A 14,171-nucleotide genomic window follows, 5' to 3' on the forward strand; every position below is an offset into this window, starting at 1 on the left:
ATAAAACTAATTAACCTATTATTAAAATAAAATGATGAAGTGGGTGATGAGATGCCATATATTGATTCAACTCCTCAGGATTATCCCTCTAAGTTTGAAGAAGATAACTTGCAGGACGTATTTGCACAAATGTTAATTGATAACGGTTGGACGTTAGTGAGGAACTTTTATAAAGCTGCGGTAGATACTAGGGCGTACAATCGCCGAACGGATCAAGTCAATTATGCAATTGCAAGACATACCATTTTTAGAAATGCAGATGGGAAATTGCTAGGTTTTGCGACAATTAGCCAATTCCCTCTTAAGTACAAGTATGAAAAAAAACAGCCTATTCGTAGACCTCACGATGATACCGATCCTAATGATCCTAACTTTAAAATGAAGCCTACTTGGGATGAATGGATTAAACAAAAGTATGTAGATAATACAACAAGAACAAACTTGTATTTCTATATGTTAGAGAAGTTACCAAACTCTAATCTTGTTAAAGAAGATGGTATTGTTTCTATCGTTACTATGCCAGGTATGGGTGGTACATCCTTTGAGCAAGACAGAGATAGGGATAGAGATGACTGGTCTAAGTGGTGGTATGAGTATTTTGAAGGAAACTACCATGTAGAAGATAGAGACTACGATCCAGAAGACTTAATTTATGAAGAAAAATTATTATCAGCTTCTCCTTTCCATGTAATACGTTCAGCACTAGATATTGAAGTGTTAGAAACACGTTGGGATACTGATATGCAAGAAGCGGTAATTGAAAAAGCTGATCCTCGTGTAATGCAGTCACCAATTGTTAAGACTACATTGCGCGCTGAATTTTTAGAGCATATAAACGATCCTTTATGGCATACGAACTGGTGGACAGATTCAGAAGTTCGTGTCAAAGGTCATATTGATAGCACAACATTTTTCCTAGTTCTTCAAGCTGATACAGCCCCTGTTTGGGAGAAGAATTTGGTTCCGACTATACCGCTATATTTCGGTAAAGTAAATTCTTTAGATGGAGATAAAGATGAAGGCTATGCATTATTTTCAGGAACTATTCCACCTGTAAAGCGTGTGGATTCAACTAGAAAAGAAACTACATTTTCTTGGCGGAAAATTATGCCTGGCGATACAATCCTTTATGTAAATGATGCAACAAAATTACCTGAGGCACCAGCGTTGTTAACGATTAATGGTACAGAGGTAGTTAAACTTATTGAGAAAAAAGGTAAATATTTAACTGTTGAACGTGCGCAACTAGGAACATTCATGCGTGCACCTTATTGGGACACAGGTGCGACAATTGCTCGTCTATCGACTAATAACGCTAGCAAACGAGTGAAGAATGAAGATGTAGTATCTTTATTTGATTTTGATGATCCTGGCGCAACTGTTGGCGAAACGATTTATCCTTTACTTAAATTATATCCACATCATTCTTCAAATGGTGTAGATTCTGTAATGGTTTCCCGTTCTAGATTTGGTGCACGTTATCAGGCTCACTATCTCTCATGGAATGCACCTTCGAACCAGCTACCACCAAATAGAGTAGATGAAATTGGTAAGAAATATCCGAGAGCATATAATCCTGTTGAAAAAACTAACAATTATAAATATCAATTTAATACTTCCCGATACTCAGATAAAGTACACTCCTCTCGAATTTATGTAGTTCATCCTGAAGAGGGTGTGAGGGGATATTTAGATAAAGCAATCGGGTTTAACTCACAAGGAATGAGTGCAACGAATTTACGCGTTGCAAAACAAAATTGTCCGGAAAAGGTTTATGAAATGTATAAACCACATAGTATAGGTGCGGTATCTCCTCTAACGAAGCTACCTGTTACACCTTTCCGTCCTGTAGGTTTGGGGATTTATTCTGAGGACATTAATCCAAATGAAGTTCCTCATGACAATAAGAATGATAAAACTCCTCCAGGAGAAGTGAAGATTACTAAAGTATTAAGTCCAAAGTCACAGACTATTGATGTAGAATTTGACCTTCCTACAGATAAGGATTTAAAGCATGTCAATATCTACTTAGATGGTAAGATCTATGCTACTGGAATTACTGGAACAACTTATTACAGATTAATGGGATTAAACACAGGATTTAAACCTGAGATCAAAATTACTACGGTGGATTCAGCCGGTAACGAATCTGTAGGTATTACTGCAACACCTATAGAGGTTTCTTAATAAATATAGAAGGGGTGACCAATATGTCATTAATTAATACAGATGGATTTTTCGATGTAGATTTGTCCGTGCAACTTCTACCTTTAGATTTAGAGAAGTTGTTTAATGCGGGAGGATGGAGTACTTTAGGGAAATACCGTGCGGTATCGCCTTTAACAGATGCAAATGGAAAGAAGGATCCATACCGAAAAACTTTTGCTGAAACTTTTCTATTTGAATCGAAAGGTAGCGATAAACAACATCGCTACTTTGGATTCACCACAGGTTATGGTGGGAATGTGAGAAAGCTTGGAGAGGAACCTGTAATTTCAAAAGATACATTTTTAGGTGAAATGAAGGATGTAACTCCTAGTGGGGCCAAAAAAACAAAGACAGTATTTGAATTTATGGTTAAACCAGTTATTCCTTCTAGTGTAATTTTATATCGTGAAGATGGTTCAATGATTGACCAAGCTACAACAAAGTATTTAATAGATGGAGAGAAAGGGACTGTAACATTCAATGATAGTCAAGTAGGTAAGGTTCTTTCTACATACTCGCTTACAGATAATGCTCCGGATCTAGTAAAACGCTTATGGTTCTTTACGTTTGAAGGATTTATCCCTACTCGATTTATTTTACGTTCTGAACGCCCTGACTTGGCTGAGTTAGAAGACAAAAAAGGTGGAGTATTTAGCTTTAAAATGAAGAAAGGGAACCAACGTATCCGCGAGAATTCATATAAGTTCTATGATAAATTAACTGGAACAGTACCCCTTGATTCCGCTGATTATACTGTGGACCATGAGGCCGGTACAGTAACGTTTTCAGGAGGAACTGAGCCGTTAGCATTATTCGCTGACTATGAATTAGAATATGTAAAAGATGCAAACGGTAGTTATGGAGATATTGAAGTAAATAAGTTTAATCCGCAAGTTCCAACAGAACTTATGGGGGCCGCTTATGATGCAGTTCGCTTTGTGTATCCTTCATTACCAACAGCCGTATCGTTTATTCCGCAAAATGATATCGGTTTAGGATGGGGACGAGATTCTCAAGTTTATTATTGGGGAAATATTACAAAGGACCGTATCGTTTCTTACTTCCGTTTAGATCCTGCGCCGGATCCTGAAAGTACGTTCTTTGCACCATTATATATTGGACGTCTATCGACAATTGGTAAGACTCCTCGAATGAATAATGTAATTATTGGTGGAGCTCGTTCTGATGATGAGATTCAATATAAGACGGGTATGAAATTAGGACGTAGTGTAGTTGACTATGGTGTAAATACATCTAACGGTAATAGTTCTGTACTTGTACAGCGAACTGTTGGCGGGGCAATGTATCAAAAACATTACTTAGCATTTATCACTCATGATGCTGACGTAGATCCAAGCCATGAGTCTCGTTTTAATCCGTCTGTATATTCTAATAAATATCACATTTCGCCAATGTATATTGTTCATCCTTCTGATGGTTATGTGGGTAGACTAGATGAAGTTTATGCGATTCATCCAAAAAATATCTCACAATTAGATGAATTAGAAGTAAAAGAACGATCTGAAAACGAGCAAGTAGGTACAGGAGATGGAGCAATCAAAGAGTTTCATTTATTCCATAGACCTACAATCGATGATGAATTTGAAGTTCGCTTAGTAAGTTCAGTTGGATGTAATACGTTAACTAAAGCGAATTATGTTGAATATAAAGCAGATACACCTCCAACTGCTGGGAAATTTACAGTAGATGGTTCTACCAAACGATTAATTTTGGGTGATGCTCCAAAAGATCGCGTAGAAGTGATTGTTTCTTATAATTACGCCCAAACATATCGTTACACTTTAGCAGATACACCTAGAACACCTTTCCGTTTAGCGAACATGACTCCATATGCTCCTATTGGACTTGGTTTCTTAAAAGAAAATTTATAATAACCGCAACTAAGTCATGACTTGTACCGAATACTACGGTGCAAGTCTTACTTTGTCGAAAGGTGGGTGGTGGAAAATGAGTAACAGTAAGCATTATTTACTCAGTTTCACTACCCTTTTTTATAATAAAAAGGGATATGTATTCAGGTTCAATCGTCATCAAAATGTACCTAATCTAGATGTTGTCCCATTGGCTTTTGATCCTTGGAATAGGTATAGTGCGTTAGCTTTAGATGATATGAAAATGGGTACAAAAGTGAAACGAGCGGCTGGTGCGATGCACTCTGTATTAGCTGATTACAAAACTATATTTGAAGGCTCCAATTTAAATTTAGAAAAAGGTAGTCTTATTTATATAGCGGAGGTAGGAGAAGCATTAACTAGAGGGGATAAAAGTGCACGACAAGGGGATTTAATAGAAATAACAGAGAATAAGGATTTTTACGCTTATTTTGGAGAGGTTATTAGTCAAATAAACACAAATCTAGTTAAGAAACTAAACAAATATGACTTGAAATCTAGTAAAAAGTCGATGAATGATACAGAAACTCCATTTGAATTTAAGAGAAGTAATAAGAGGGTTTATAGTGAAAGGAATTCTTATGATTTTGGCTTTTTGAAAGAGTTAATTGGAGAAAATATTAGTTTAGAACTACTCGAGTTATTACCGAGTTTTGGTCATAATCAAGTAAAAGAGTTAGCAGATGTATTATTTAAAAGTGGGAAAATTAATACGGGAGAAAGATTACTAACCTTACAATATGGCGAGAAAGTTGTAGAAATAGCAAAAGCTAATTTTTTAAAAGTGGTTTGGGATGCTCTCTATAGCCAATTGGATAAGGGTAACAAATTAAGTGAATTTGGGAAAGAGCCCAATAAGATTGAGAACTTTAAAGTTATTTTTACAAGTTATCATGATGAAGGAATATTAAAAGGAAAAGATACACCAATTCAAGGCGTTCTGAATTTAGGAGATATAGGTGAATCCTATAAAGGAATTTTAGGTTTTCTACAAAAGCATGAAATGAGTAATGGAAATAAGCTGTTATCAAGTAAGATTGCAAATACGGAAACAGGATCTTTAATTGCATTAGAAGGAAACGTTTCTCAGGATAGTAGAGGGAATTATCATTTATATGGATTAGTCCCATTTGATGTATATGAGGCGTATATTGAACCTAAAATTTACGAGGGTGTGTCTCATATAGCTGCATTAAGTGAAGCGAGTGAAGTCTATAGATTAATGAATCAGAAAGCTTCATTAGATGAAACACAAAACGTACATGATGTAATTATTCAGGGTTTAGGTGCAGGTAAGAATATTTCAGACGTAAGAGTAGATTCAATGACAGTACCAAGGGCAAATGTGAATTATACTTTGAATGATTTTAGTCAGTACATTGGTAGTACCTCTTTCAAGTCTGTAAAACAGCTAATTCATAGAATGGAAGATAGTAAATCTTATCAGTATACGAAGAATAGTGAGAAATTTATCATTGCAGATAAGTATAAAAATGTTCAAAATAATTTATCAGGATTCGAATTAGGTCAGGTTTACCATTCTGGTTCTGAGTCACTGGATATGGAAAAAACACAAAGCAAATCATTTAAGTATGGATTTGAAGATTCAGTATTAAATAGTAACTTTAGTAGTCATTATCAAGCGAATGTTACTACTTTATTGGATAGCACAGAATTTATTCGTGAAGCAGAAAAGTTAAATCTACTTAGTGGAGATAGAAATTACCAAGTTGGTGAAAAGGTTGTTATAAATTCCGGTGAAACATTCCAGATTCAAAATGGCCATTTGAATAATTTAGAGAATGGCGCTAATCGTTATGCTTTTAAAGGGGAATTAATAGTTATAGAACAGGCCTTTAGCAATGAGGATATGATAGATGTTGAACTTAACGAGTTAAATACAATGCAAACTCACTCTTTATTAAAGGACGCTAAAATAGATGGTTTTTCTTCAAGTGTGTTGGAACAATGTGAAGATGTAGTGGTTACACATGTAGTAAAAAAGAGTGAAAAGAAAAAAACAAATGAAACAAAAATTGAACAAAATATTTCTGTTGAAAATAGTGTAGCTGATTATGAGGTAACTATAGAAAATGAAATTAAGTATCACCTAGATAAAGAATTTGACACATTTATTTCAACAACTACCTTAAGTGATCAAAGAGAAATCGTAGTTGATATTTTGAATGACTATGGAGATTTTGGGGAGATAGAGAAGAATTTAGAACTTTATGTAGAAGAACAAAGTATAGTAAATAAACCCGAAAAGAACATGGAAATTCAGCAAGACACACTAATCAATTCAAAACTTGAAAAGATATTTGAATCTTATATTCAAGATAGTAATGTAGTAGATCAATTGAAACAAGAAGAAGAAATAAATTTAGTGAATTTTTTAGATGCTAAAAGTGAAAAGGTATTGAATACTGATGTATCAACCAACATGATAGCAGATGATATACAGAGAGAAGAAAAAGCTCATGTTGATAATCTAATTGGATTGGAATTAGAAAAAATAGTTGAAACCTATATTCAAAATAACGATTCAGCAGCGCTTGCAGAACGAGAAGAAGAGCTGAATGAAATATATCTAATTGATGCTGTTCTAGATAATACAAGAGACTTGTATTTATTAGATAGTAGTAGAGCGGATCAAACTGATCATAAAGAACAGGTATATATTGAGAAGTTAGTTAGTTCGAAACATGAAAAGATATTAGAAACGTATGTGCAAAGCGGTAATATGGCAGAACAAAATGAAAATAGAAAAGAAACGCTAGAGACGTATGTACAAAATAGTAATAAAGCAAAACGAATGAACGAAGAAGAACTACATGTCGAGAAGCTATTAAGCACTAATCTTGAAAAAACGTTAGAAACGTATGCGCAAAGTGGTGAGATAGCAGAACAAATTGAATACGAAGAAGAAACAGCTGTAGAGAAACTGTTAGGCATGAATCTGGAAGAAACGCTAGAAATGCATGTGCAAAGTATGGATAGATTGGATCAATTACAACGTGAAGAAGAACTACATGTCGATAAACCACTAAGTATGAATTTGGAGAAAACACTAGAAACGTATGCGCAAAGTGGTGAAATAGCAGAACAAATCGAACGCGAAGAAGAAACAACAGTAGAGAAATTGCTAGGCATGAATCTGGAAGACACGTTAGAAATACATGTGCAAAGTATGGATAGATTAGACCAATTACAACGTGAAGAAGAACTGCATGTCGATAAAACGCTAAGCATGAATCTTGAAAAAACACTAGAAACGTATGTGCAAAATGGTGAGATAGCAGACCAAATTGAACGCGAAGAAGAATTACACGTCAATAAATTACTAGATATGAATCTGGAAGAAACGCTAGAAGTTTATATGCAAAGTGACGATAGAGCATTTCAAAATCTTCGTGAAGAGGAAAATTACCTCATTAATCTAAGTACAGCAAAATCTGATGGGATAATTGATAGTGTTGTCTATAAGGGAAATACAATGTCAAATATGGCTGAAAAAGACAATGGAATTTTATTAGATTATGTATCAGAAGGTATAGTAGGAGAGACTTATGAAACGTTAATAGAAGAGGTAGAACCATTAATTATTCATAAAGAATATGAAACAATGATACAAGAGGTAGAAAACGCATTAAGTGGAAGTGAGGTCCACGTTGCAGTAGAAAGAAAACATTTAGCTCATCTGTTTAACATATTTGATATTGAAATGAACAATCAAGTACTAGCCAATGTAGGGAAAGAAAAGGATGCTACCATTGAAGATACAGTTTCAGGCAATCAAACAAATGAAATTGGAGTTGTAGTTACTGATGGGGCTCTTATGAGTTTGGGAGATACTTATGAGTCAATTATTGATCCTACTATTAAAGGTGAAATGGGTGCAACTATAGACACTGTAGTTATAGATGCGAATTTAGCAGATCACCATGCATCAAATGAAGTGGATATTGCAACAATTGAATTCGTAAATAGTGGTAATGATAGAGAAACAACATTAGAAGAAATAGAGTTTGCAGGTTCAGAAAGTAATTTCGAAACTACTATAAATCACTATGGTTTTGCGAGTAATAGTCAAGAAACAGATTCAATTATAAACAATAATGAAATGGCAATTTCGGGAATTCATGTAGATACAGAGGTAGAGGAAAATACCTTAGCAGAATGTAATGTATTCTTAGATGTTATCGAAGAACAATTTGATAAAACAATATTACGTAAAAATAGAAAAATGACAATAGAAGATGAAATGCAAACAGAACAGGTAAATAAGAAGAAAATAAGGATTTTCCAAGAAGAAGAGGGAAGTTCAAGTAATGAAACTATAATGATACTGGATGAAGAAGAACAGATAAACATTAATTCTGCTTCAAATATCACAATAGATAGTGAAACTACAACGAAAAAATTAATATCAAATACAATGTCTATAGAAGATGAGGAATTGTTAAATATTAATAAAGGGAATTACGGATTTATTGATGAAATTGATGAGGGAATGCATTCGAATTCAAATATAATTTCTATAGAAAATGAAGTGGATTTAAATATTGAAAGACAGCATGAAATGAATGTAATTGATGAAGATGATACAGGTATAGGATTACCTGAACCAGATAAGCCATGGGATGAAAAAGAAAAGGATAAAGTATGGCTCATTATGGGTAAACCATTCCCTGCATGGAATGGTTGGAATATCAAGAAGACGCGATAGGAGGAAGTTACTATTGAGCATTCATAGGGTTCAGACTGGACTTATTTTTGACGATAATTTTGAAACACTTGATTCACGTTGGATCGTATCCCCTACTGACTCTTATAAGTACAGTGATTCTGATAAACAATTAGTACTTAAACACAACTCTACTGATAGAAGTACAAATGCTCTTTTTTCTCTTCCTCAAAATGAAGATGAATTGTTACTACAAGTGCATTCGAACTATACACCAAAATATTTGGGAGATGAAGGTGGTCTTGTTATTTGGAAGAACGCTCTTGAGAAAGTTGAGTTTTTGGAAAGTGAAGATAGCATTCATGAGAATACCTATAATATTTGGAGAACAGTAAAAAAACAAAATCTGTGGACTTTTTTTGCAGAGCGAGGAAATGCGTGGGAGCTATTTGACTCAACAATTTGTATCGATCCAGCTATGGCTGGAGTTGTATTAAAAGGTACGCCAAGGGATGGGTATACACCCCTTATTGTAGAAAGGGTTATCCTGTGTAAGGGTACTAATATTAGTGTGGGTAATTTAAATAGCTTTTATAAAGTTGAGCTTATTGATTATGAAAGAAATGTTGTAACTACTCAAATAGTTCCAGATGGATATTCAGGTATAGAGATTGAATTACCTACCATTCCTTTTAAGGGGAAAATTAGAGTTTACGATAAGAGTGAGACTGGTGAGTATGTTTTAATAGATGAACAAAAAGAATACGCTGAAATGTACGGCGGAGATTTGTTTTTAAGAGGTACAAACTTAAAAGTCAAATGGAAAGGCCAAGAGTTAAGTGAAACAAAAGCTACACATTTAGGTGCACTGAAAAGTGACATAATTGAACAAAAATTGACTGTCTTAAACGATACTTCGGGAAATGTAGCGGAGAATATTGAAATTCAGATTGCTGTTTATAAAAAAGAGTTTGGCTGGGAATGGTGTGATCTTGCCACAGACAACAACGGTACTCCTAATCAATATGAAGATACAACAATACGAATAGGAACGTTACATGAAGGAGAATCAAAGGATTTTTGGGTGAGAATTGCTAGGGTCGATACAACCGATCCTGAAAAAATAAAACAACAGATGAGACCTTCACACTTCTTCTTGGAAATAAGAAACGAATAAGGGGTGGCTAAATGGGAACAAGAATGAAGCTCCATAGATATAGTCCTATCACAAAAGATTGGGATGAAATATTACACGTTGTTGATCAGGATTTCGTGAAAACATATGGTACCTCAAATCCTATTTTACCAGTTGGTCATACTTATGAACCTAATAAAGGGTTATTAAAAGTGTATTATAATGGCCGGCGTTTACTAAGCGGAGTTGATTATATTGAGCTGGATGATTATCACATCCATTTAGGTGTAGGTTCAAAAAATGAAGAGCGTTCTATACAGCTACAAATTGGTGATGAGGTGTACATAGAAGTCTATAAAAACCAATATTGTAGTAGGGGGCAAGCTACTATTAGTGGAACGCAATTTTATGACTTACAAAAGGAAGTATATGATGCTCGGCAATTCAGAGAGAGTGATAAGCCTCATATTTCATTAGATGCACGTTTAGATGAAATACAACGCCAGTTAGAATTGGTGTACGGTGGAAATTCTAGTGTAGATATAGATTATGAATATAACGAAAGAGGTCAAATTATTCGTGAAATTATCACGGGAGATCATACTATTATTCGAGAGTTTACGTATTATGAGAACGAGGCACCTATGGTAAAGGGTGAATTGAAAACAGAGACTGTATATTATACAGATGGTCTTGGAAGTCTATCTCAACAGGTTACAAGGGAATTTTCATATGATCCTGCAACTAGAAGACTATTAAAGACAACAGTACGAGGGGATAGCTAAGTCTATCCCTTTGTTAATTTCCAATGGAAAGTTCTTATAATGACAGTGCATACCTCGATTTATAAGGAGGATAAATTTATGGATTTTATTGCTTACAATAGAGCACATCTCAATAACAGGCGTATACGGAAGCTTGACGATAAAGTGATGGTATTTGTTGTGCCATCTATTGTACAAGTAGGTATTGTTCGTACAGAATTACGTTTCCCTTATGAGGGAGAGTTAATTGATGCGTATGTAACGTGCGGCACAATGGGAGAATCAAAAACGTGTATTGACATTGAAAGATGCAGTCAAAGTTCATATGATACAACACCTATTTGGCATAGCATTCTTGCTGATGAACTTGTTATTGATGGAAAGAGCAAATCTAATCGTACGTCCTCTACACCATATTCTTTTAAACTGTCACAACTAGCTGTTAATCGTGATGATCACTTTAGAATCAATATCAAAGAGGTAGGTAAGGGCGTAAAAGATATTACTGTAGAGTTGGTAGTTGAATTAGCTCTCGAAGAGTAATAAATAATTCATCACAACTTTATAAAGAGATGTAGCGATAATTAAAGTGTAAATAAAAATTAGGAGGTCATTTATATGCCAGCACCACAAGTGAATTGGAGAAAACAAGACAACTCAGGAGCTGTACCGTCTTGGAATATTGGGACCATTGATGCAGGAACACCTTCCTCTGATTTTGGAGTATTAATTTGGAATAACTTTGCGGGAACAACAGATTTATCTACTATGACAAACTGTACTATTACGACAAAAGATAGTGCGGGTGGTAACACAGGTGAATTGGTAACAAATAAATGGGTCGAGGTGACTGTTGCATCGGCAGCTGAAACGGGTCGTACACCTATTGGAGGTAATTCTACTCATCCAATCCAGGCAGGAGGAAATTCAACGAATACTGATGGTACGTTTTCTCCAAATGCAAATGAAATTTTAGGTGTTAAAAATGATGGTAATAAAACGAATGCAAAAGGAAACTATGCAGAAGTTATTCTTCGTGCCAATGTTCCAGGTAACGCGACAGCAGGAAACGTAGCATTCTTAACACGTGTTGCATATCAGTACGTATAAAAAATAGTTACTTCAATGCAATGAGGTAGGGGGAATCAAATTGATTTTACAAAATGATAAATATACACATTCTCCTGTGGCACAGGATTTTATCTGGGTGGCTGAGTATCCTGACGGTACTCATCTCCCAGAATTTGATTTTAATACAAAAGAAGAGAATAGTTTTTATAAGATTGATAGAAATAAGCTTTTCCGATTCGGATTAATTGGTCATGGGAATAAAATTTATTTTGAACGTGATGGTATTTTCAGTATAGCAGGTCATCGCATTCAGTTCTTTTATGAGTTTGATGGAAAAACTATTCCTTTAAATGGTGATTTTAAATATGATATTAACGATATTATCACATTTAAAGATGCAGAAGCATCAGGGCTTGTGGCTGGTTTTCAAGGAAACGGAATGCTATCGAACCGCATCACTCATTACAGCTTGGGTTATAAAACGAATATTAATGTAGAGGGTATTAACTTTCATTTTAAACCCATTGTAAAACTGCCACTTAACCAACCTGCCATGATTAATTTACGAATGGTAGCTGATCAGAAATTAGATGGAAAAGTGATTATAGTAAAAAATGGACGAGTAGCTTTTGAAACTAAAGCGCCTCTTGAACCTAATATAGGTGGTGAATTGAATTGGATCATTCAGTAAAGTTAACAAGAGAACAACTTCTAAATACCCTTTATGGTACATCTTATAACATGGATGGGAGTGTAGTAAAAGATACTGAAACGATTCGAAACTACACAATAGAAGTTATAGATAAGAAAGTTCACTTAAAAACATTTAATATACCAGTTCAAATCTTAGTAGAAAACGAATGGTGTGATATTGAAAGTGTAGTAAGTGATGAAGATTTAAGTCTAATATATTCAACATTTCAAGAAGTTCATCTGGACAGTGAAATAATTTTAGACACAGATGATCCAACAGGTATTTCTGTACGAAGTCGTGAACGAGTTCGTGATTTATCTAATTTAATTTCTGAAGCAGGTATAGATTTGCCGAGGGAATTTACTTGGGTAGACGGGGCATCAGAGACAAGTGGCGTTATTATTTTACCTCAAGATGATTATGATAAAGTATTTATTGCTACTGATCCGGACGAAGATGGAAATCCTTTAATTGTCTTTATTGAACAAAAGACAGAAAAGAATCAAGAAAGACCATACTTTGTAAAAGAAAAAGGTAAGACATATATATATGTTGACCATTTTTCTGGTGGAGGGGGAACACAGTCTAGTCCCTATATAGTTGAGGATGAAAAGGATTTATATAATGTCCGGAGTAACTTAGGTGCTTACTACACGCAAACAAAGGATATTATTATGACTAGTTATCAAACTGGTTCTGGTTTTGCTCCAATCGCAAATTTTACAGGTTACTATGATGGTGCGGGATATGATATTAAAGATCTGTATATTAATCGTTCTCAATCTAATGTTGGCTTATTTGGTGAACAAAAAGGAGGAACAATTAAGCGTGTCCGATTAGTTAATGTGAATATTGTGTCCAATGGTTCCATGGTTGGTGCTTTAGTAGGAAAGTCTGATGGAGATGTTGAAGATTGTGCCGTAATTTCAGGAACAGTTAAAAATGAGGGGAGTTCTGCTGACCATACAGGTGGTTTAGTTGGTTACCAAAATGCAGGGAGAATTTTAAGAAGCTATAGTCATGCGGATGTGATGTCTTCAGGTAATAACTGTGGTGGTTTTGTAGGGACTGTTAATGGTGGATCTGTATCTCAATGTTTCTCAACGGGTTCTGTTACTGATTTAACAGTTGCTAAAAATGCTTCAAGTCATGGGGGATTTGTAGGTTCAGGAACCAGCATATATTCTTGCTATTACAATCTTACGAAACAAGGCGGAGTAGCTAAAGGTAGAGGCAATGCACTTAATGAAGCAGACATGAAAAAAGCTTCTTCATACTCGTTTGATTATCAGAATTTTTGGTATATTGGTGATTATAAAGTTAATAAAGGATATCCTGAGAATAGGAAGTTTATTAAGTATAGAAAAGGTAAAGGTACTTCAAATGATCCCTTCCTAATTTATAATCAATTTGATTTAGAACAGGTCCGTCATTTCGCGGATAAACATTTTCGTATGGAAAATGATATTATATTGAACTATCCCAAATCGGGTTCTGGTTGGCTGCCAATTGGAATGGGGATGAGTAATTATAATAATGGCTGGTGGGCTAATGTTTTTGAAGGTACTTTTGATGGGAATAATAAGGCTATAGGTAACCTTTATATATATAGACGTTCAGCTAGTAATGTTGGGCTATTTTATGAATTATCTAGTTATGCTATTATAAAAAATCTTATTATTATCGATGTTGACATGGA

Annotated in this window: 8 protein-coding genes and 1 pseudogene; all 9 read left to right on the top strand. The window is 34.8% G+C overall.

What is annotated here, in order from left to right; translation table 11 throughout:
• Nucleotides 1–51 precede the first annotated feature (51 nt).
• Nucleotides 52–2,187 carry a hypothetical protein gene (locus ABWK52_RS03710; RefSeq protein WP_001146341.1) on the top strand — a complete coding sequence of 712 codons (2,136 nt, stop codon included), beginning with the start codon at nt 52–54 and terminating at the stop codon, nt 2,185–2,187.
• 23 nt (nt 2,188–2,210) lie between these two features.
• Nucleotides 2,211–4,100: a hypothetical protein gene (locus ABWK52_RS03715; RefSeq protein WP_098541460.1), complete on the top strand. Its 1,890-nt coding sequence runs from the start codon at nt 2,211–2,213 to the stop codon at nt 4,098–4,100.
• A 76-nt stretch (nt 4,101–4,176) separates the two neighbouring features.
• A complete protein-coding gene (locus ABWK52_RS03720; protein ID WP_098541463.1) occupies nt 4,177–8,850 on the top strand; it encodes a hypothetical protein in 4,674 nt (1,557 codons plus the stop codon).
• A gap of 13 nt (nt 8,851–8,863) precedes the next feature.
• Entirely contained in the window at nt 8,864–9,985 is a 1,122-nt protein-coding gene (locus ABWK52_RS03725) for a hypothetical protein (RefSeq protein ID WP_098541465.1), read from the top strand.
• Nucleotides 9,986–9,996: 11 nt separating this feature from the next.
• On the top strand, nt 9,997–10,728 hold the full coding sequence (locus ABWK52_RS03730) for a hypothetical protein (protein ID WP_000537241.1): 732 nt from the start codon (nt 9,997–9,999) through the stop codon (nt 10,726–10,728).
• A 78-nt stretch (nt 10,729–10,806) separates the two neighbouring features.
• Complete coding sequence (locus ABWK52_RS03735) at nt 10,807–11,250, top strand: hypothetical protein (RefSeq protein ID WP_098541467.1); 444 nt, start codon at nt 10,807–10,809, stop codon at nt 11,248–11,250.
• A 75-nt stretch (nt 11,251–11,325) separates the two neighbouring features.
• Nucleotides 11,326–11,817 carry a hypothetical protein gene (locus ABWK52_RS03740; protein WP_001111326.1) on the top strand — a complete coding sequence of 164 codons (492 nt, stop codon included), beginning with the start codon at nt 11,326–11,328 and terminating at the stop codon, nt 11,815–11,817.
• A gap of 40 nt (nt 11,818–11,857) precedes the next feature.
• Nucleotides 11,858–12,469 carry a hypothetical protein gene (locus ABWK52_RS03745; RefSeq protein ID WP_044584314.1) on the top strand — a complete coding sequence of 204 codons (612 nt, stop codon included), beginning with the start codon at nt 11,858–11,860 and terminating at the stop codon, nt 12,467–12,469.
• Nucleotides 12,454–14,171: pseudogene (locus ABWK52_RS03750) on the top strand (halomucin); the annotation flags it as partial. The gene ABWK52_RS03745 and the pseudogene ABWK52_RS03750, both read left to right, overlap by 16 nt.

The sequence above is a fragment of the Bacillus sp. AP50 genome, from assembly GCF_040492675.1.
Classification (GTDB): Bacteria; Bacillota; Bacilli; order Bacillales; family Bacillaceae_G; genus Bacillus_A; species Bacillus_A cereus.

Coding starts and splice junctions, on each gene's coding strand:
- ABWK52_RS03710 (WP_001146341.1), top strand. CDS start 52: ATGCCATATATTGATTCAACTCCTCAGGATTATCCCTCTAAGTTTGAA.
- ABWK52_RS03715 (WP_098541460.1), top strand. CDS start 2,211: ATGTCATTAATTAATACAGATGGATTTTTCGATGTAGATTTGTCCGTG.
- ABWK52_RS03720 (WP_098541463.1), top strand. CDS start 4,177: ATGAGTAACAGTAAGCATTATTTACTCAGTTTCACTACCCTTTTTTAT.
- ABWK52_RS03730 (WP_000537241.1), top strand. CDS start 9,997: ATGGGAACAAGAATGAAGCTCCATAGATATAGTCCTATCACAAAAGAT.
- ABWK52_RS03735 (WP_098541467.1), top strand. CDS start 10,807: ATGGATTTTATTGCTTACAATAGAGCACATCTCAATAACAGGCGTATA.
- ABWK52_RS03740 (WP_001111326.1), top strand. CDS start 11,326: ATGCCAGCACCACAAGTGAATTGGAGAAAACAAGACAACTCAGGAGCT.